Source organism: bacterium (assembly GCA_021372515.1).
Lineage (GTDB): Bacteria > Gemmatimonadota > Glassbacteria > GWA2-58-10 > GWA2-58-10 > JAJFUG01.
Genome location: JAJFUG010000173.1, coordinates 1 through 19,593, shown reverse-complemented (window position 1 = coordinate 19,593; position 19,593 = coordinate 1). Strand labels below are relative to the sequence as shown.

Below are 19,593 nucleotides of genomic sequence, written 5' to 3'. Positions count from 1 at the left end.
CCAAAACATCCGAACCTCACAAAGCCTTTCCCGGAAGAGATGTCACTACTGTTCAAAAAGCACTGTCAAAGCGGCGGCTTTTCGTTCGACAGCAAAACGAAACCCCGCGACCATTGGCCGCGGGGTTCATCTAATGTTCCGTATGCAGGCCGGACAGGGGTTCCGGACAGACCCTGTCCCGAGCCAAAGACAGTCTCGGTGCACCGACGCTCCGGAGCCCTGTCAAGTGAGGCTCAGCCAAGCTCCACCTCCAGAAGCGCATCTTTTCGCCCGGCCAGGTTCGCGGCCGGGATCGAGACTTTACCGTCGCTCACGCTCAGCGGCTTGCCATCCAGCGCGGCGGCTTTCACCCCGCGGCAGACCCCGCGCGGGTTACGGAAACGGGCCTCCACGCTGCAGCCGCGGAACTGTTTCAGCACCCTGAACTCTTTCCAGGCCGAGGGCGCCACCGGATCGACCACGAGGCTGTCGAACTGTGGCAGAAGCCCGAACATGCGGTCGAGCGACTTGCGCAGCCAGGCCATCGCCCCGCTGAAATTGCTGTACAGGTTGCGCCCGAAATGCTCGTGCTCGATCCCCACGGTGAAATTGGAGATCTGGTGCGGCGGGCCGGTGGCGATATCTGGCAGGTTCGCCTCGGGCAGGGCCTTCTTGAGTTCCTCCAGGGCGCGGTCGCCCTGTCCCAGCTCGCAGAGGGCGTAGACCAGGAAACTCTGGCCATGTGTGTAGATCGAGCCGTTCTCGAACTGGCCGGGCACCATGTCGCAGATACGTCCCATGCCGCGGCTTTTCTCGGTATAGGAGGGAAACAGGAGCAGGTGCCCCAGGGGGGTGTCCAGGGCGCTGATCGACTTGAGCACCGTGTCCAACCGCCCGGCCGCCTCGGCCACCCCGTTGAACAGGCTCCAGGTGTTGACATTCAGATGGATACGGCCCTCTGCCGAGCGTCCCGAGCCCACCGGCATGCCCTCGCCGGTGAAAGCGTAGACATAGTGATCGTCGTCCCAGGCTTTGGTGTTGATCGCCCCGGTCATCTCGGCTATTATGCGGTCCATCAGGGCCGTGCCCTCGCTGTCGGCCTTGAGGACTGTCAGCTCGCGCATACGCCGTGCTGCGAACACCAGGGCCATGCTGAGCCACACGCTCACCCCGCGGTCATCCCGCCCCACCCCGTCCAGGGCGTCGTTCCAGTCACCGTGGCCGATCCGGCACAGCCCGTGCAGCCCGCGATGCTCGTACAGTCCGCGCACCGCGCGCAGGGCATGCTCATAGACCGTGGCCTTGGGCGCGGTCTCGACCCGGTCGGTCTCGAAACTGTAGAAACCCTCCTCCTGCTCCAGGATCGACATATCCCCGGTTTCCTTGATATAGCCGACCAGGGTGTCCGGTATCCAGGAACTGGAATCCATGTACATGCGCAGGTCATGCGGGGCGCCGGCGAACTTGGCGAACTGGCGCACCGCGCGGCCGTCCTCCAGTTGGTAGCGCAGGGTCACCGGCAGCATGGTGCGGGTGTATTCCGGGTCGAACGAGTTGACCCCCAGCAGGTCCTGCAGGATGTCCCGATAGCCCACCTTGTCCAGGGCGCGGGTCCAGCGGGCGGAGTTCTTGGCCTGGTACTTGGACCAGACATTGAAAAAGCGGTTGATCTCGGTGTCATCCGTGGCGGCCAGGTGCGCGCCGGTCAGTGCGTCCCAGTTTTCCTTCAGCCGCTCCAGTTCGCTTTCCACTCCGCCGGGACGGAAATAGCCGTTGCGCAGGCCCTCCAGGTGTATCCGTCCCTTTTCAATGTCGCTGTCGGTCACGCCGAGCAGAAAATCGAAATCCCGGCTCTCCCCCGCTTTCAGGCTGAGCCCGAACTGCATGGCCGAGACCAGCCCCAGGTAGGGCTGCACGCCCAGCGAGCCGCGGCAGCACCCGTTCTCCACGGCCTGGGGGAAACGGCGGAAATGCCCGCCCCCGGTGAATTCCTCACCCGACATGTCAAAGCTGTCGAACGCCTCGCGGCTCATCAGGAAACCGGTGCGCGGGTGCTTGTTGTTGTGGTCGCGGTTGAGCGCCACCAGGGCGTTCAGCTCCTCGTAACGCCGTCCCTGGCTGACCACGCGCGGGTCGAAATAGTAGCCCGGATAGGACTCCAGGCCCCAGTTCACCGCCAGGAACAGGCTCAGCGCGCGCGCGCGGCCCGACTCGTTGCACAGGCTCAGGCGCCAGAGTTCCAGCGGCCCCTCCACCGGCACGAACACGGTCAGCTCGGCCCGGATGCCGTTGCAGAGTGCTGAAATTTTAACGGTCCCCAGGCCCTGCTCGCAACGGAACCCGGAGTAGCAGTCCTCCTGCACACCGCGCTGTGGAAAGACATGCCAGATCGCGGGAGAGCCGCCCTCAGTCTGTTCGCGCAGCCAGAAATGGCGCTGGTCAGTGGAGCGCGGGGCGGTGGGCACATAGGAGCTGTCCTTGTGCGAGGTTACGCTGCCGGCCAGGACCGAGTCCAGGCAGGAGAACCCGCCGCAGCTCTGGTCCCAGAACGAGCCGTAGGTGCCGTACTCGTGGCTATGGTTGCTGCCTATCAGGTGCAGGTAGGGCCGGGGCGTATCGACAGCGGTGACCACCACCCGGCTGGAGCGCAGGAACCCGCGGCTATCGAGCGAATCCTCGAAATGGCTGTAGCGGGAATGTAGCTCGGTTATCTGCTCCGGGTCGAGGGCGGCGCTCACGGGACGGCGCTCCCGGAGCGCGTCCAGGGCCGCGACCACCATCTTGTTCCTTCTAATTCTATCACTCACCGATTCGACAAGTTTGCCGTTGTGTCCATTGCTCATCGCGGTCCAGTCAGCCTTTCCGGAACGAACTGTTGATTCAATCCCTAAGTCGGCGCTCCGGATGCATCCGGAGCGGGAGGAGTGCCAAAGATTTCAAACTTTAAAATATATTTGCAACGCCTCTGCCTGTCCAGCCTTGCGAACGACCCGGATTCTATTGACAAATTCGCCCCGCGGGCTTATCAACTTCCCTGCCCCGCAGTGAAACGGCGCGAAACGGAGGAAAATTTGACGGTCGGCGGCAGCATTCAGTTAGGGCGCTACACACCGGGACGCAGCCCGGCGCATTGCCTGGACACCCGGATCAAGGTGCTGTTGACCGGCCTGTTCTCGGTGGCGATCTGGAAAGTATCCACCCCGGCCGGGCTGGCCCTTATGGCGGTCCTGGTGCTGGGCTGGGCGGCCCTGGCCCGCTCCGCAGCCCGTCACATGCTGGCCCCGCTTCGCGGGATGAGCGTGCTGGGTCTGTTCGTGCTGGGCTATTATCTGTGGTCCGGAGTCTCGTTCGGGGGGGCCGGCCTGGCGGGTGAGCTGCTCCAGGCCCTCTGGCGCAGCGCGCTGCTGCTGGGCAAGATCGCCCTGGTGCTGGCCGCGGCGGCCTGGCTCTATCTCTACACACCGCCGCTGCGGGTGGTGGATGCCCTGAGCGCGCTGCTGGCCCCGCTCGAACGTCTGCACGTGCCGGTGCGCCAATTCGCGTTCAGCGTAGGGCTGGTCCTGCGTTTTTTCCCCGAGGCCGCCGGACGCCTGGGCCAGTTCCACCGGGTGCTCGTGCTGCGCGAAAGAAACGGCGCCGGACAAGGCGGGTTCCTGTCCCGCGCAATGTCCGCCCCGCGCCGGGTGGTGGATGTGATGGTCCTCTACATGCATTATTCCCTTCACAGCTCGCGCCTGGTGGCCCAGGGACTGCTGACCCGCGGCTACAACCCGTTCCGCCCGGTCCACCCACCCGCCGCGGCACGGCCCGCGCCCTGGGAGTGGGCCGTGCTGACACTCTCCTGCACCGCGATCTGCGGCGGCTGGCTCTGGCTCTGAGGGCACCGTCCGGGACTTTCAACTTTGAGTGTTTTTTGTTATAATTTAGTTTCCGAACAGAATTCGGAGCGCAGGCCGATGCTTGATAACACCTCCGATGAGCAGCCCATCATCCGTCGTATTCGCTGCCGGGTGTCCTATGACGGATCCGGGTACGCGGGCTGGCAATTCCAGCCCGGGGCGGCCACCGTGCAGGGGGCGCTTGAAACCGCCCTGCTGGAGGTTACCGGTGAGACGGTGCGGGTGACGGGGGCCGGGCGGACCGACGCCGGTGTGCACTCGGTGGGACAGGTGGCGCATTGGGACTCGCGGAGCGTCCTTGAGCCCGCTGTGCTGGAGCGCGCGCTCAACGCCCGCCTGCCCGAGGATATCCGGGTGCGGCAACTGGGTGAGACTGTGGCTGATTTTCACGCCCGGTTCAGCGCAACGGCCCGTCAGTACCGCTACCGGATAACCGAAAGGCAGCACCCGGAAAGCGTGCTGGAGCGGAACCGGGCCTGGCTGCTGCCCCTGGGCCGTCTTGATTTTGAATCCCTGGACGCCTGTGCGGCGATCTTACCCGGCGAGCACGATTTCAGCGCGTTCCAGCGCGGGGGCAGTGACACGGCCCACAACCGCTGCCGGATAGATATGGCTCGCTGGGAGCGTGACGCGCACGGGCGGGTCTTTCACGTGCAGGCCGACCGTTTCCTGCGCTCGATGGTGCGGATGCTGGTGGGGGCGATGGTGGCCGTGTCCGAGGGGAAAGCCTCACACGAGGAGTTCACCGCGGCCCTGGATGAAAAGTCGCACTGGATGAGGGCCGTGCCTGCTCCAGCCTGCGGCCTGACCCTGGTGCGGGTGGATTACCCGTCCGAGTTCAATTTCGACGACAATTGGGAGGACAGTTGAGAAGTTCCCTGATCTCGTTCCTTCTGGTCACTCTTCTGGCCCTGTTTGTCTTCTCTCTTCTCCGTCAACGCCCGGCTGTTCCCCCGTCGCCCGCGGCCCGGACCGCGCAGGCCCCCTCGGTCTCCTCGGTCAAGCCCGAAGCCGAGGGCGACAGTTTCAGCCTGGGAGGCTCGCTGTGGGCGGGAGAGTCGGAGCACCCGGACTACAGCCGCCGCGGGCTGGACAGTCTCCAGGAGACCCTGGGCAACGGACGGCGCAACGCCATTGTGCGCGCCGCCGAGCGCGTGGCCCCGGCCGTGGTCAGCGTGACCGTGTCCCAGACCCAGGTGGTCAACACCCCGGTGCGCGATTTCTTCGGCTATTTCTACATCCCCAGCGAGCGCAAGGTGGAGAACCTGGGCAGCGGCTTCATTTTCAACAGCCGGGGCTATATCCTGACCAACCAGCACGTGGTGGACCAGGCCACGGGGATCAAGGTCTCGACCAGCCTGGGCGAAACTTTCGACGCCGCCCTGGTGGGCCAGGACGACAACACCGATCTGGCCGTGCTGAAAATCGATCCCGGCAAGACCCAGCCGGCCGTGGCCCCGCTGGGCGACAGCGACGATCTCTGCATCGGCGAGTGGGCCATCGCCATCGGCAGCCCGTTCGGCCTTCTGCTGGATGACCCCCAGCCCACGGTGACCGTGGGCGTGATCAGCGCCGTGGGCCGTGACATCCGCCCAGACCGCGGCGCCGAGGGCAAGGTCTACGCCAACATGATCCAGACCGACGCCGCGATCAACCCCGGCAACTCGGGCGGCCCCCTGCTCAACGCCCTGGGTGAGGTGGTGGGGATCAACACGTTCATTTTCACCCAGAGCGGCGGCTCGGTGGGCATGGGTTTCGCCATCCCGATCAACCGCGCTCGGCGGATCGCCGAGGACCTGATCCGCGGCGGCAAGGTCCGCCACCCCTGGCTGGGCGTGCGGGTCCAGGACCTGAGCCGCGAGATTGCCGCCGGGCTGGGCTACAAGGAGGGCGAGTACAACCAGGGCGTGCTGGTGGCGGATGTGCAGCGGCTCTCCCCTGCCGCCGCCAGCGGCGCGGTCCGCCCCGGCGATCTGATCGCGGAGTTGAACGGAAGGCGTGTGCGCTCCAGCGAGGATTGGGCCGGCGAGATGCTGGACGTGCGCGTGGGCGAACCGGTGAGCCTGAGCCTGCTGCGCGATGGCCGCAGCACGAGCGTGCAGCTCACCCCGGTCGAGCAGCCCACCGACCGCGCCGAGCGCTACCGCACCGGCCTGGGATTTTCGATGATCGACCTCACCCCCGAGGTGCGCAGCCAACTCGAGGTGCGGGTCGACCACGGCGCGGTGATCCTCGAGATCACCGACTCCGACCTGGTGACAGCCGGCACGCTGTTGCAGTACGATGTCCTCTACCAGATCGGCAACGTGCAGATCAAGAACGCCGAGCAGGCGGTTAAAATCCTGGCCGATATCCCGCGCGGGCGTTACGGGGTGCTGTTCATCGAGCGCGACAACCGCAGCATCCGGCGCTACATCACCGGCTGAGCCGCCCGTCCCGGGCGAAAATGGTTGCCCCGGACGGGCTCCGGGATTATAATTCGATTTCTGTTATGCAGGCTGGTCTTAACACCCACAATCCAGAGAGAGAGTTTCATGATCCCGCGTTACACCCTTCCAGAGATAGAAAAGATCTGGAGTGACGAGCAGCGTTTCACCTACTGGCTGGAGATCGAAATCCTGGCCTGCGAGGCCCAGAGTCAGATGGGCAAGATACCCGCCTCCGCGGTGGAGAATATCCGCACCCGGGCCAGGTTCGATGTGGCGCGCGTGCTGGAAATCGAGGAAGAGGTCAAGCACGACGTGATCGCGTTCCTGACCAACGTGGCCGAGTACGTGGGCGAGGATTCGCGTTTCATCCACCAGGGCATGACCAGTTCCGACCTTCTTGACACCACTCTGGCCCTGCAGATGCGCGAGGCCGGCCGTCTGATCCTGGACCAGTTGGAGAACAAGGTGCTGCCCGCGGTCAAGCGGCGCGCCCTGGAGCACAAGGATACCCTGATGATGGGCCGCAGCCACGGCATCCACGCCGAGCCCATCACTTTCGGCCTCAAGATGGCCCTCTGGTACGATGAGCTGGTGCGCGGGGTCGAGCGCCTGCGCCGGGCGGTGGACAACGCCTCGGTGGGCAAGATCAGCGGCGCGGTGGGCACCTACGCCCACATGGAGCCCCAGGTCGAGGAGTATGTCTGCGCCAGGCTGGGCCTCAAGCCGGCCAATATCAGCACCCAGATCATCCAGCGCGACCTGCACGCCGAGTACATGGCCGCCCTGGCCGTGCTGGCCGGCTCGATCGACAAGTTCGCCCTTGAGATCCGCCACCTTCAGCGCACCGAGGTGCTGGAGGCGGAGGAGTATTTCTCGAAGGGCCAGAAAGGCTCGAGCGCCATGCCACACAAGCGCAACCCGATAGTGAGCGAGCGTCTCTGCGGCATGGCCCGTATCATCCGGGGCAACTGCCTGGCCGCGTTCGAGAACCAGGCCCTCTGGCACGAGCGCGACATCTCGCACAGCAGCGTGGAGCGGGTGATCCTTCCCGACAGCACGATGACTGTCTACTACATGCTGGTCAAGTTCGGCCAGCTGGTGGACAAGCTGCTGGTGTATCCCGAGAACATGCTCAAGAACCTTAACCGTCTGCACGGGCTGATCTTTTCGCAGCGCGTGCTGCTGGCCCTGACCGAGAAAGGTTTCAGCCGCGAGTCCGGCTACCGGACCGTACAGCGTTGCGCCATGCAGGTCTGGGAAAAGGACGTGGATTTCCTGGAGACCCTGCTGGCCGACCCGGAGGTTGCCGCCGCATTCAGCCGTCAGGAGCTGGAAAGTCTGTTCGACATGAGCGTCCACACCAGGAACGTGGATTATACGTTCCGGCGGGTGGGATTGATTTCCTGAGCCGTCACCTGTGCCGCGACCCGGCCCGACCGGCCAAAACGAACGACCCAATGACTCAGGAGTGCCAAGATATGGAAATAATCAGGGAGACAGACCTCGGAATCGGCCCGGTGCACCGGGGCAAAGTGCGTGACTGCTACACTCTGGGCAACCGGCTTCTGCTGGTCGCCACCGACCGGATCAGCGCGTTTGACGTGGTGATGCCGGGCGGCATCCCCGGCAAAGGCAAGGTGCTCAACACCCTGAGCGCTTTCTGGTTCGACCGCACGCGCCACGTGGTGGAGAACCACATCGAGGCCACGGACCCAAAGAAAATAGTGTCTCTCGTTCCGGCCCTGGCTGGTAAGGAAGCTATCCTCGAGGGCCGCACCGCCCTCTGCCGCCGCACCGAGACAGTGGCCATCGAGTGCGTGGTGCGCGGCTACCTGGCCGGCAGCGCCTGGCAGGAATACAAGCAGCACGGCACCGTTGCCGAGCTGCCCATGCCCAAGGGCATGAAAGAGAACCAGCGTTTCGAGACTCCCCTGTTCACCCCCTCGATCAAGGCCGAGAGCGGCCACGACGAGAACATCTCGGTCGAGCGGATGCGCTCGATCATCGGCGTCGACCTGGCCGACCGGATCATCGACAAATCGCTGTCCCTGTTCGAGTACGCCTCGGAGTACGCCCGCGGTCGGGGAATTCTGATCGCTGACACCAAGTTCGAGTTCGGGCTGCTGGACGGCCGCCTGGTGCTGATCGATGAAATATTCACCCCGGACAGCAGCCGGTTCTGGCTGGCCGAGAATTACCGCGCCGGCGAGAAGCAGAAAGGCTTCGACAAGCAGCCCCTGCGTGACTGGCTGCAGAACCTGACCGACCAGGGCAAGTGGGACAAGACCCCTCCGGGCCCCGAGCTTCCGGCGGATGTGGTCGGCTACATGAGCGACCTGTACAAGACCGCCTTCCGGATGATCACCGGCAAAGAGATCGGTTGAGGGGAGATGAATATCGCCCGGGCAGGCGTACCGATAATCCTTGGCCTTCTGTTGCTGCACCTGGCGCTGCTGGTCACGGCCTGGCTGAGTTTCCGCTGGCAGTGGGGCGGCGTGGTGCAATACACCTTTTTGGTCCTGGCGCTGACCGCCGGCCTTGTCGCGGCGTTCAGCCTCTATTTTTTCCGCGACCCGCAGCGCCAGGCCCCGCCGGGTGAGGCGCTGGTGCTGAGCCCGGCGGATGGCCGCGTGCTGGCCGTGGAGACAATCGAGGAGACGGACTATATTAAAGGCCCGGCGCTCAAGGTCAGTATTTTCATGAGCGTTTTCTCGGTGCACGTGAACCGCTACCCGGTGAGCGGCAGCGTGCAGTACCGCGCCTACCGCCCGGGCAAGTTCCTCAACGCCTCTTTCGACAAGGCAAGCCTGGACAACGAGGCCATGAGCCTGGGGCTGTGCACAGCGGATGGGACCAGGATTCTCGTGCGCCAGATTGCCGGCCTTGTCGCGCGGCGGATTGTCTGCCCGGTGGCGGAGGGTGACAGCGCAGTGCGGGGCGAACGCTACGGGATGATCCGTTTCGGCTCGCGTCTTGAGGTCTTCCTTCCCACCACGGCCCGGGTGGCAGTCAGCCCCGGCCAGTCTGTCACTGCCGGCGAGAGTGTGCTGGCGGAGTTGCCATGCGGATAAGAAAGTCCACCTACATCCTGCCCAGCGCTTTCACCTCGGGCAACCTTCTGTGCGGGTTTTACGCCGTGATCAGCACCATGCGCGGCGAGCTGATGCTCTCGTGCTGGCTGATCGTGATGGCGGCGCTGCTGGATTTCATGGACGGCAAGGTGGCCCTGTTTTCGAACACCTCCAGCCGTTTCGGGGTGGAGCTCGACTCCCTGGCCGACCTGGTCAGTTTCGGCGTGGCGCCTGGGATAATCATGTACCAGTTTTTCCTGCGCAGCCACGGTGAGTGGTCGTGGATGGTGGCGTTCCTTTTCGTGCTCTGCGGCGCCCTGCGCCTGGCGCGTTTCAACGTGGAGACCAAGGGGCCGGACAAGACCTGTTTCAAGGGCCTGCCCATCCCGATGGCCGCCTCGGCCCTGATCAGTTTCGTCCCGTTCAGCCGGACCTGGTTTTTCCAGACCCACCTGGCCAGCCTGCCCTACAACCGTTTCCTGGTGTTCATGATCCTTCTGCTGGCCGGCCTGATGGTCAGCACCGTGGAATACCCGAGCATGCCGCATTTCAAGCTCGACACCTATTCCGGCCGCCTGGGACTGGCGTTTTTTGCTCTCACCGGGGCGGTGATTCTGTATTTCTGGCAACTGGTGCTGTTCCCGGCGGTGTTCCTCTATGTCAGTTTCGGGGTGGCCCGGGCCATCGTGGCCGGTGCGGTCCCGCGCTCACCGGAGAAACGTCCCTGACACCAAGCCGGAGGGCCGACTGCGGCTTAATCCCACAAATCCCTTGCCCCGATTGACCAATTATTATATATTATAAGTCTTTACGACACCTATTCCGGAGCGGGCGGAGGCTGTGACTTGCCGGATGACCCGGAATCGGTTGCATAATGTGGAGAATGATAAGCGCTCTATGATAGACGACCAGACTAACGATAGTGTAACGCCGGAACACGACGACAGTATCGGTGAATACTGCGGAGTTTTCGGGGCTTACAACTTGACTGGCGCCGGCGAGCTCGCCTACTACGGGCTGTACGCTCTCCAGCACCGCGGCCAGGAGAGCGCCGGGATTGTCAGCACCGACGGTTCTTCGTTCTACAACCACCGCGGCACCGGCCTGGTGGCCGATATTTTCAACACTGCCATCCTCGAAGGCCTCAAAGGCCATATCTCCATCGGCCACAACCGCTATTCCACCACCGGCGGCAGTGTCACCCGCAATGTCCAGCCCCTGATCTCGGATTTCAAGGACGGCTTCATCGCCATCGGCCACAACGGCAACCTGGTCAACACCCTGCGCCTGCGCGCCGAGCTGATCGACCAGGGCGCGATATTCCACAGCTCCACCGACACCGAGGTGATCCTGCACCTGATCGCCCGCTCCAGCTACAAGGACCCGGTGGACAAGATCGCGGACGCCCTGGGGCAGGTTAAGGGCGCCTACTGCGTTGTGATGCTGGTCAACAACGAGATCTACGCCGCGCGCGACCCGCGGGGCTACCGTCCCCTGGTCCTCGGCCGTCTGGGCGAGGGCTGGGTGGTGGCCAGCGAGACCTGCGCCCTGGACATAATCAACGCCCGCTACGAGCGGGATGTCGAGCCGGGCGAGATCATCCGCCTGAGCGCCTCCGGGCTCAGCAGTTTCCGTCCTTTCCCCCGCCAGAACCGTCAGCAGTGCGTCTTCGAGCATATCTATTTCTCTCGCCCCGACTCGCGGGTGTTCGGCCAGAATGTCGACCGCGTGCGCCGCTTGTACGGCCGCATGCTGGCCCACGAGCATCCCGCCCCCGGCGCGGACATCGTGTTCTCGGTCCCGGACAGCAGCAACTCGGCGGCCCTGGGGTTTTCTGAGGAAAGCGGCATCCCGATCGAGTTCGGCCTGATCCGCAACCACTACGTGGGGCGCACTTTCATCCACCCGAGCCAGAACATCCGTGACATCGGGGTGCGGATCAAGTACAACCCCGTGCGCGAGATAGTCAGCGGCAAATCCGTGGTGGTGGTGGATGACTCGATCGTGCGCGGCACCACCAGCCGGAGGCTGATGCGCATGATCCGCCAGGCCGGAGCACGCGAGATTCACATGCGAATCTCGAGCCCACCCATACGGTACCCGTGTTATTATGGCATCGATATGCCCACCCGCAGCGAGCTGATTGCCTCCAGCCACACGGTGGAGGAGATCGCCACCTACATCGGGGTGGAATCGCTGGGCTACCTGAGCGAGAAAGGCCTCTACGAGCTGACCGGGAACCGGGTGGAGGATTACTGCATGGCCTGTTTCAACGGCAAGTACGCGGTGGAGTTCGAACGTAACATTCATAAGTGCATGCATGAGGATGTCCAGACCTCGCTTCTGGACAATGGGAAGAAGAGCTGAGTCCCGGAGCTCTGGAAGTGGCGGCCGGGGTGGGTCGACCCCTTCGGCTATCAGTGTGAACCTGACCGGGACGGGGCAGAATAATAACCAATCTTTTTCGGAGGACTGTAATGAGCGACAAGTATGTCTATACCTTCGGCGACGGCAAGGCCGAGGGTCGTGCGGACATGAAAAACCTGCTGGGCGGCAAGGGCGCCAACCTGGCCGAGATGAGCAACCTCGGCATCCCGGTGCCCGCCGGTTTTACGATCACCACCGAGATGTGCACGGTCTACTACAAGCTCGACCGCAAGTACCCGTCCGAGCTGGACGGCGATATCCGCAAGGCTATGACCAACATCGAGAAGATCATGGGCGCTCAGTTCGGCGACAAGGTCAACCCCCTGCTCGTCTCGGTGCGCTCCGGCGCCCGCGTGTCCATGCCCGGCATGATGGACACCGTGCTCAACCTCGGCCTCAACGACGTCACGGTCCAGGGCCTGATCAAGCAGAGCGGCAACGAGCGTTTCGGCTGGGACAGCTACCGCCGCTTCGTCCAGATGTACGGCGACGTTGTCATGGGCCTGAAGCCCGAGAGCAAGGAAGAGGAAGACCCGTTCGAGGAAGTGCTCAAGCACAAGAAAGCCAAGCTGGGCGTCAAGCTCGACACCGACCTGACCGCCAAGGACCTCAAGGAGTTGGTGGTCGAGTTCAAGGCCATGATCGAGAAGCGCAAGGGCGTCAAGTTCCCCGAGGACCCGTGGGAGCAGCTCTGGGGTGCGATCGAGGCGGTGTTCGGATCCTGGATGGGCGCCCGCGCGATCAAGTACCGCAAGCTCAATGGCATCCCCGAGGACTGGGGCACCGCGGTCAACGTGCAGGCCATGGTGTTCGGCAACATGGGCGATGACAGCGGCACCGGCGTGGCGTTCACCCGCGACCCGGCTACCGGCACCAACCTGTTCTTCGGCGAATACCTGGTCAATGCCCAGGGCGAGGACGTGGTGGCCGGTATCCGCACCCCGCAGCCGGTCAACGACTCCACCAAGAGCTCGGCCGACCAGGTGACCCTGCAGGCCCTGATGCCCGCGGCCTACAAGACCCTCGAGGCCATTTACCTGAAGCTCGAAAAGCATTACAAGGATATGCAGGATATCGAGTTCACCATCCAGAAAGGCAAGCTCTGGATGCTCCAGACCCGTAACGGCAAGCGCACCGCCGCCGCCGCGGTCAAGATCGCCGTGGACATGGTCGCCGAGGGCCTGATCGACAAGACCAAAGCGGTCAGCCGCATCGAGCCCACCCAGTTGGACCAGCTCCTGCACCCGATGTTTGACCCCAAGGCCAAGAAGACTGTCATCGCCAAGGGTCTTCCCGCCTCTCCCGGCGCTGCCAGCGGAAAGGTGGTGTTCCACTCGGATGACGCCGAGGAGTGGGCCGCCAAGGGTGAGAAAGTCATCCTGGTCCGTATCGAGACCAGCCCCGAGGATATCGGCGGCATGAACGTGGCCCAGGGCATCCTGACCGCTTTCGGCGGCATGACCAGTCACGCGGCCGTGGTGGCCCGCGGCATGGGCAAGTGCTGCGTGGCCGGTTGCGGCGCGGCAGAGATCGACTACAAGAAGAAGCTGTTTACTATCGCCGGCAAGGACGTGACAGTCAAGGAAGGCGAGTGGATTTCGCTCAACGGCTCCTCGGGCGAGGTCATGCTGGGCCAGGTGCCCACCACCTCGGTTGACGTGAGCGGCGATTTCGGCAAAATCATGGGCTGGGCGGATGAGATCCGCAAGATCGGCGTGCGCACCAACGCCGACACCCCGCACGACGCCGAGGTGGCGATCAAGTTCGGGGCCGAGGGCATCGGGCTCTGCCGCACCGAGCATATGTTCTTCGAGGGCGACCGGATCAAGGCCATGCGCGAGATGATCCTGGCCGATGACACCGCGGGCCGCAAGAAAGCCCTGGCCAAGCTGTTGCCCTACCAGCGCGATGATTTCTACGGCATCTTCAAGGTAATGGCCGGCAAGCCGGTCACGATCCGCCTGTTGGACCCGCCGCTGCACGAGTTCCTGCCGCAGGAGGACGCCAACCAGGCCGAGATGGCCAAGGAAATGGGTGTGCCGGTGGAGAAAGTGAAGAACAAGGTCGCCTCGCTGCACGAGCTGAACCCCATGCTCGGCCACCGCGGCTGCCGTCTGGGCGTCACCTATCCCGAGATCAGCGAGATGCAGGCCCGCGCCATTTTCGAGGCCGCCTGCGAGCTGAAGAAGAAAGACAAGATCGACTCGAAGCCCGAGGTGATGGTCCCGCTGGTGGGAACCACCGGTGAAATCATCAACCAGAAGCAGCTTATTGTCGACACTGCCAAGAAGGTGTTCGCCGAGTACGGTTTCGAGCTGCCCTACATGGTCGGCACGATGATCGAGATTCCGCGCGCCGCACTTATCGCGGACAAGATCGCCGAGTACGCCGAGTTCTTCAGTTTCGGCACCAACGACCTGACCCAGATGGGTTTCGGCTACAGCCGCGATGACGCGGGCCGTTTCCTGCCGGGCTATGTCGACATGAACATCCTGCCCGAGGACCCGTTCCAGGTGCTGGACCAGGAGGGTATCGGCCAGCTCATCCAGATCGGCATCGAGCGCGGCCGCAAGACCCGCCCGACCCTCAAGGTCGGAATCTGCGGCGAGCACGGCGGCGAGCCCAAGAGCGTGGAGTTCTGCCACCGCGTGGGCATGAACTATGTCTCCTGCTCCCCGTACCGTGTGCCCATCGCCCGCCTGGCCGCGGCCCACGCCGTGATCAAGGAGAAGGGCTCCAAGGTGGAAAGCGGCACCAAGTAAGCTTTCCACACTGGCAATGATGCTGTGAAACGAGCCGGCCCCCGGAGATTATCCCGGGGGCCGGTTTTGTTTTGTATTTACGGTTATTCGTTTTATAATTACTTTGTACCCCGGAGACACACCATGACCGCCACCGAGACAGTCAAGCAGAAACGCGAGGACATCCTGCGCCTGGTGCACGAGCGCGGGGCGTCCAACCCGCGTTTGTTCGGCTCCCTGGCCCGCGGGGAGGCGCACCCCGGCAGTGACCTGGACCTTCTGGTGGACCTCTCCCCCGAGGCCTCGCTGCTCGATCTGATCGCGCTCAAGCAGGATGTGGAGGCCCTGACCGGCTGCCGGGTGGACCTGGTTACAAGCGGGTCCCTTTCGCCCTTCATCCGCGAGAGCGTGCTCAGGGACGCCAGGCCACTATGAACCGCGATGAGATGTACCTCCGTCATATACTCGAATCGATCCGCCGGATAGAGACTTATGCCGCGGTGGGACAGGAGGAGTTCCTGGCCGCGACCCACTGGCACGATGCGGCGATCCGCAATTTCGAGGTGATCGGTGAGGCCGCCAAGAGGCTTAGCCCGGAGTTCAAGGACAGCCGCCCACATATTGACTGGAAAAGTATCGCCGGTTTCAGGGATTTTCTGATTCACCACTACATGGGTGTGGACTTGCCCGCGGTATGGCGGGTGATAGAGAAAGACCTGCCCGAGTTGAAGAAGATAGTCGAGGCCGCCCTGAAAGACACAACTTGAGACAGGCTTTTTGTAAAACCCGCCTGGCCGCGGCGCATGCCGTGATCAAGGAAGGCGGCGCCAAGGTGGAAAGCGGCACGAAGTAAGCACCGCTCCGTCCCCCTTTCGTAAAGGGGGATCGAGGGGGATTTACCTGTAAAACGAGCCGGCCCCCGGAAATCTTCCGGGGGCCGGCTTTGTTTTCACGCGTTTTCTTAACGGCCGCTCTGTTTTATTCGTTGATTGCCGTCTATTACCATGCCATCTTCGTGTATCGAGGCGCTGTGGTTGTTTCCATTGGATGACGGGTCGTAGGAGGGCCCCGCGGCGGTAGGGAGAGAATCCGCGCTGCATGCCACCAAGGCCGCAGTCAACACGACCAAAAACAGACCGATCAGTTTACGCATCTCCCCCCCTTGGTGTGAGAACTGGAATGCGGGCTGTTGTTTCGGCTTTCTCTTCTATTTCAAGATTATCAGCTATATTTGGATTGTCAAGCTTTTTTGATAATTTATCAATGTGTCTATTATCTGAAGAGTGTAATGGAACATCTCTTTTTAGATGGTCCGGCCTGTATTCGGAATGTGGCGGGACGGTTATATTACACACCCCGCCGGCTGCGTCGCCCTGGCCCTACCCCCGCTCCACCCGCACCACCCGTCCCTCGCGGTTGAACACGTAGGTCGCGCCGGACCAGCGCATGCGCCAGTCACCCAGAGGGGTGGCGGCGCAGCCCGGCGGGGTGTGTCAACAGCCGCCTCCCACGTCAGAGGACCACTCCGGCGCATACAAGTGGCCCTCTGGCGCAGCGGCATTCAGCAGCCTTATTTCCCGATCACGAGGATTGAGAAGCTGTCCGCGATCACTTTCCGTCTGTGCCGCAGGCCGGCTGTCGCCTTGGCCGGGGGCTGGGTGTATTCCGCCGCCGGCGCATAGACAATGTGCGTCGTGGGATCGACCGTCATCGTGCGCGACTCGCTCTGGGTCGTCACGGTTTCCACGACCTCGAACTTGCCCGGCGAGGTCTCCTGGACCACAGCCAACGTACCGTCCCCGCAGGAGGCGAAAGCCAGCCCGGTCCCAGGGTCGAACCCGACCCCGTCGCAGTCCTCCCCAATCGGCGCCGTGGCGATCACTTTGCCGGTTTCAGTATCCAGGACAGTCATGACTTTGTTGCCGCAGCCGGAATATATCCGGTGATGCTTGATGTCGAACCCCATTCCGGAGGGCTCCTCGCCCGGAGCGAGCGGGAACCTGCGGGTCACGGTGAGTTCGTGGCTGTCTATTTCGGCAACCTCACTCTTGTCCTCGATGTTGACATATACTTTGCCGTTGCCGTCAGCCCTCGCAAACTCGGGCTTGCCGTCCAGCTCGATCGTACCGGCGACCTTGCCGCTGGCGGCCTCGATGACCGTGGCGTTGTGGCTCCGGCCGTTAAAGGCGAAGACGCGACTGCTGGCCGGGTCATACAGGATGGCATCCGGGTTCGAGCCGGCCGGCGCCCGGTCGAGGACTTCAAGGGTCTTCAGGTCGAAAATAACCACCGTATCCGCCCGCCCGCAACTGATAAACCCGCGTCCGAGCTCGGGCGCAAGCGCGATTCCATGCACTCCCGACGTCCCTGGAATGTCGCCCGCCACCTTGCCAGCCGCGAGGTCGACCACAACAACGTGTGTGGCGTGTGAAACGTACAGCCGCTTCGCCGCGCCATCCACGGTCAGATAATCCCAGCCACTCTCGCCGCCCACCTGGATTCGCTGGATGACATGGTAGCCGGGGGACTCCGCATATAGGCTTACGGCAAAAGCTAAGCTGAAAAGCAACATGAGCTTTCTCATTCCACAACCGCCTTTCACTTGTACGTAAGGCTTTCGCCTTTACTCCGGTATTCGAGTACAACTCCCGGAATAGTTCCGGTTACACGGAGCATTATGCATAACTCTTTAAAGCTATCCCGTTCACCTCCGTTCCACCCGTACCACTTTCCCCTGGCGGTTGAACACATAGGTCGCGCCGGACCAGCGCATGCGCCAGTCGCCCAGGGTGAGAAGGAACCCGCATATCAGGGTGGCAAGAAGGAGCGGCGCGCTGAGTACGAAGCGCCACAGGTGGCGCACCCGCCCCAGACAGCCGTAGGCCAGGTGAGTCAACCCCTCCAGAGCGAAAAAGGTCAGCGGCGCTCCCCCGCCCCAATTCCAAAAGCTCCCTCCGGTCAACAGCGCCCCGGCCAGGGCCACGGGCAGAAAAATGTACAGCCCGGCGGTGAACAGGAACACCGGTAACCCGGCCAGACGCCAGATGTTGTAGTAATGCGCCTTGAGGCAGAGCACCTGCCGCCGGAACCAGCCGGTGGCCTGGCCCAGGCTGCGGAACGCCTCGTCGCTGTGCAGCATCAGGCCGGGCACGAGCACACTGCGCTCGCCGCTGCGGAAAAGTATCTCAGCCAGGGCCATGTCATCGGAGAAAGTCTCGGCCCAGCGCGGGGCCACGCCCAGGCGCGCGTAGGTCTCGCGCCGCAGGGCGAACGAGCCGCCCCAGACAAAATTGCCCTGCACCGCAGCCAGCACCGACATGTACGAGTACATGGCCGCGTTCATCAGCACGTGGGCCTGGGCCGCAGGGTCTCCGCGCTCGGGCTCGATCCAGCGGAACCCCGAGCTGACCGCAACTTTCTCACTCGCCAGGGGGGCCACCAGACGGCGCAGCCAGTCGGCGGGCAGTTCGACATCGTTGTCGGCGAAAGCCAGCACCTCCACCTCACCGGCGGCTTTCACCCCGGCCAGCATGTTGTGGTTTTTCTGGCTGCACGCGGTGGACATGCCCGCAACCACCAGATGCGCCCGCGGGTTGCCCGCGATCAGCTCGCGCAGGAACGGCGCGCCGGGGTCGGACTCCGCCTCGACCACGAAATAGACCTCATAGTCCGGGTAGTCCTGGCGCAGGGCCGAGCCGAAATGCAGGGCCGCCCGCTCTGGCAAGCCCTTGGTGGGGATAATGACCGCGCAGGATGGAGTGTAGGCAGAGGTGACGGTGGAATGGCCGCTCCCGGGGCCGCGGCGCTGCAGGACAATGGCGGCCAGGGCGAAAAGAAGCTGGCCCAGCCCGAGCGCTGCCGCGGCCAGGCTCACCAGTTGCACCCAGAGCGGAACAGCGACGAAAAGGGACTCCCAAAAGGCCTCAAGCATCCGTTTTCTCCACTTGACAGTCCTTCAAGAAGTCCCTCCGTTCGGTGTGTTTATCATCCAGGGAAAAATCACTTGCGCATTACGATCACACTGGCCTTGCCGTGCTCCGGGACCCGGAACAGCAGGGTGTCACCCTCGCGTCCGGCGGGACGGAGCGCGGCCTCGGACGGCTTGTCCGGCTGGTAGAGGGTGAACTTGTTGAAATCCCCGGCATCGGGAAGGCGCACGGCCAGGCTCAGCTCTGGCACCGTGCCGGGCACATTATGAAGCTCGCGCCAGATACTGACCATCACCACCATCACCGAGCCGTCCTCCAGCCGGAACACGTTCCCGTCGGTCATGGGCGGCAGCTCAAGTGCGCGCGGGTGGAAAACCCATTTCTTGCCCTTGAGCAGCTTGAACAGGGGCAGATAGTTCTGCTCTATGGCCAGGGCGCGGGTTTTCTGCGCAGCCGCGTATTCGCCATCCCCCGGCGCGGGTGCGGGGAACGCGGAATAGAAATAGCCGTAGCGCAGGCAGTTGAGCAGCGTGCGCTCGGGGTGCTGCCAGGCGCGGCCGTCCAGGATCATGCCGTGGCGGTTCAGGCAGAGGTAGCTCTGCGACACCAGCCAGGCCGGCTTTTCCTCATCCGGGGTGTCCTCCTTGGCCATGATCCCGTCGATACCCTTGCAGCCGGTGACCATGGTAGGCTTGTTGCAGGTGATGAAGCGGCCGCTTTCGTGCAGCAGCGGGCCGATGTGCTTTGCCATCATGCGCTCGTACATGAACTCCGGGAAATAGGCCGGCTTGTTGTTGACCATCGTGATCCCGTCATCGTGGGCGAAATCGAAACGGTAACTACGGCCGTAGACATCCCAGAAAAAACCGGCGATATCGGGGTAGGTCTCCACCATCTCGCGGGCCTCATCCGCCAGGCCCTTGCCGAACGACGATTCCGGGTCGGAGTTCATCAGCCAGCAGGCCTGGCTGTCGGGGTAGCTGGCGCCCTTGTAGGCGTTGATCGTGTTGCCGTTCTCGTCCCGGGCGATGCTTTCCGGGTACCTCTCGCGGGCGTACCACCACTCGCTCTCGGTGGTGTTGTAGTAGATGAAACAGCCCACCCCGGCGGCCTTGGTG

15 protein-coding genes are annotated in these 19,593 nt (G+C 63.2%); 11 read left to right on the top strand and 4 right to left on the bottom strand.

What is annotated here, in order from left to right; genetic code table 11:
- Window positions 1-233: 233 nt before the first annotated feature.
- Window positions 234-2,822 carry a hypothetical protein gene (locus LLH00_15865; GenBank protein ID MCE5272758.1) on the bottom strand — a complete coding sequence of 863 codons (2,589 nt, stop codon included), beginning with the start codon at window positions 2,820-2,822 and terminating at the stop codon, window positions 234-236.
- Window positions 2,823-3,050: 228 nt separating this feature from the next.
- On the opposite strand from LLH00_15865, the gene LLH00_15860 reads away from it, so the two are divergent.
- The 11 genes from LLH00_15860 to LLH00_15810 all read left to right on the top strand — a co-directional run bounded on the left by LLH00_15860 (window position 3,051) and on the right by LLH00_15810 (window position 15,313).
- Window positions 3,051-3,857 (top strand): energy-coupling factor transporter transmembrane protein EcfT, encoded by an 807-nt coding sequence (locus LLH00_15860; protein ID MCE5272757.1) that lies wholly within the window; start codon window positions 3,051-3,053, stop codon window positions 3,855-3,857.
- Between the two features lie 78 nt (window positions 3,858-3,935).
- The gene (truA, locus tag LLH00_15855) at window positions 3,936-4,748 is read left to right on the top strand and encodes a tRNA pseudouridine(38-40) synthase TruA (GenBank protein MCE5272756.1); all 813 of its coding nucleotides are present in this window, start codon (window positions 3,936-3,938) and stop codon (window positions 4,746-4,748) included.
- Complete coding sequence (locus LLH00_15850; protein ID MCE5272755.1) at window positions 4,745-6,304, top strand: trypsin-like peptidase domain-containing protein; 1,560 nt, start codon at window positions 4,745-4,747, stop codon at window positions 6,302-6,304. The genes truA and LLH00_15850 overlap by 4 nt, the downstream gene beginning before the upstream one ends.
- Before the next feature lie 108 nt (window positions 6,305-6,412).
- Window positions 6,413-7,714 (top strand): adenylosuccinate lyase, encoded by a 1,302-nt coding sequence (purB, locus tag LLH00_15845; GenBank protein ID MCE5272754.1) that lies wholly within the window; start codon window positions 6,413-6,415, stop codon window positions 7,712-7,714.
- A 71-nt stretch (window positions 7,715-7,785) separates the two neighbouring features.
- The gene (locus LLH00_15840) at window positions 7,786-8,691 is read left to right on the top strand and encodes a phosphoribosylaminoimidazolesuccinocarboxamide synthase (protein MCE5272753.1); all 906 of its coding nucleotides are present in this window, start codon (window positions 7,786-7,788) and stop codon (window positions 8,689-8,691) included.
- Window positions 8,692-8,697: 6 nt separating this feature from the next.
- Window positions 8,698-9,378, top strand: coding sequence for a phosphatidylserine decarboxylase family protein (locus LLH00_15835; protein ID MCE5272752.1), 681 nt, complete (start codon window positions 8,698-8,700; stop codon window positions 9,376-9,378).
- Entirely contained in the window at window positions 9,369-10,106 is a 738-nt protein-coding gene (pssA, locus tag LLH00_15830) for a CDP-diacylglycerol--serine O-phosphatidyltransferase (protein MCE5272751.1), read from the top strand. Before LLH00_15835 ends, pssA begins: the two co-directional genes overlap by 10 nt.
- Before the next feature lie 169 nt (window positions 10,107-10,275).
- The gene (purF, locus tag LLH00_15825) at window positions 10,276-11,745 is read left to right on the top strand and encodes an amidophosphoribosyltransferase (GenBank protein MCE5272750.1); all 1,470 of its coding nucleotides are present in this window, start codon (window positions 10,276-10,278) and stop codon (window positions 11,743-11,745) included.
- Between the two features lie 110 nt (window positions 11,746-11,855).
- Window positions 11,856-14,567 carry a pyruvate, phosphate dikinase gene (ppdK, locus tag LLH00_15820; protein ID MCE5272749.1) on the top strand — a complete coding sequence of 904 codons (2,712 nt, stop codon included), beginning with the start codon at window positions 11,856-11,858 and terminating at the stop codon, window positions 14,565-14,567.
- Between the two features lie 123 nt (window positions 14,568-14,690).
- Window positions 14,691-14,981: a nucleotidyltransferase family protein gene (locus tag LLH00_15815; protein MCE5272748.1), complete on the top strand. Its 291-nt coding sequence runs from the start codon at window positions 14,691-14,693 to the stop codon at window positions 14,979-14,981.
- Window positions 14,978-15,313, top strand: coding sequence for a DUF86 domain-containing protein (locus tag LLH00_15810; GenBank protein ID MCE5272747.1), 336 nt, complete (start codon window positions 14,978-14,980; stop codon window positions 15,311-15,313). Before LLH00_15815 ends, LLH00_15810 begins: the two co-directional genes overlap by 4 nt.
- 803 nt (window positions 15,314-16,116) lie before the next feature.
- Here LLH00_15810 and LLH00_15805 read toward each other — a convergent pair.
- The 3 genes from LLH00_15805 to LLH00_15795 all read right to left on the bottom strand — a co-directional run.
- Complete coding sequence (locus LLH00_15805) at window positions 16,117-17,130, bottom strand: YncE family protein (protein ID MCE5272746.1); 1,014 nt, start codon at window positions 17,128-17,130, stop codon at window positions 16,117-16,119.
- Between the two features lie 120 nt (window positions 17,131-17,250).
- Window positions 17,251-18,477, bottom strand: a complete 1,227-nt coding sequence (locus LLH00_15800) for a glycosyltransferase (protein MCE5272745.1) — start codon at window positions 18,475-18,477, stop codon at window positions 17,251-17,253.
- A gap of 68 nt (window positions 18,478-18,545) precedes the next feature.
- On the bottom strand, window positions 18,546-19,593 hold a 1,048-nt coding region (locus LLH00_15795; protein ID MCE5272744.1), incomplete at its 5' end, for a hypothetical protein.

Coding starts and splice junctions, on each gene's coding strand:
- LLH00_15805 (MCE5272746.1), bottom strand. CDS start 17,130: ATGAGAAAGCTCATGTTGCTTTTCAGCTTAGCTTTTGCCGTAAGCCTA.
- LLH00_15840 (MCE5272753.1), top strand. CDS start 7,786: ATGGAAATAATCAGGGAGACAGACCTCGGAATCGGCCCGGTGCACCGG.
- purF (MCE5272750.1), top strand. CDS start 10,276: ATGATAGACGACCAGACTAACGATAGTGTAACGCCGGAACACGACGAC.
- LLH00_15865 (MCE5272758.1), bottom strand. CDS start 2,822: ATGAGCAATGGACACAACGGCAAACTTGTCGAATCGGTGAGTGATAGA.
- LLH00_15810 (MCE5272747.1), top strand. CDS start 14,978: ATGAACCGCGATGAGATGTACCTCCGTCATATACTCGAATCGATCCGC.
- LLH00_15835 (MCE5272752.1), top strand. CDS start 8,698: ATGAATATCGCCCGGGCAGGCGTACCGATAATCCTTGGCCTTCTGTTG.
- pssA (MCE5272751.1), top strand. CDS start 9,369: ATGCGGATAAGAAAGTCCACCTACATCCTGCCCAGCGCTTTCACCTCG.
- LLH00_15800 (MCE5272745.1), bottom strand. CDS start 18,477: ATGCTTGAGGCCTTTTGGGAGTCCCTTTTCGTCGCTGTTCCGCTCTGG.
- ppdK (MCE5272749.1), top strand. CDS start 11,856: ATGAGCGACAAGTATGTCTATACCTTCGGCGACGGCAAGGCCGAGGGT.
- purB (MCE5272754.1), top strand. CDS start 6,413: ATGATCCCGCGTTACACCCTTCCAGAGATAGAAAAGATCTGGAGTGAC.
- truA (MCE5272756.1), top strand. CDS start 3,936: ATGCTTGATAACACCTCCGATGAGCAGCCCATCATCCGTCGTATTCGC.
- LLH00_15815 (MCE5272748.1), top strand. CDS start 14,691: ATGACCGCCACCGAGACAGTCAAGCAGAAACGCGAGGACATCCTGCGC.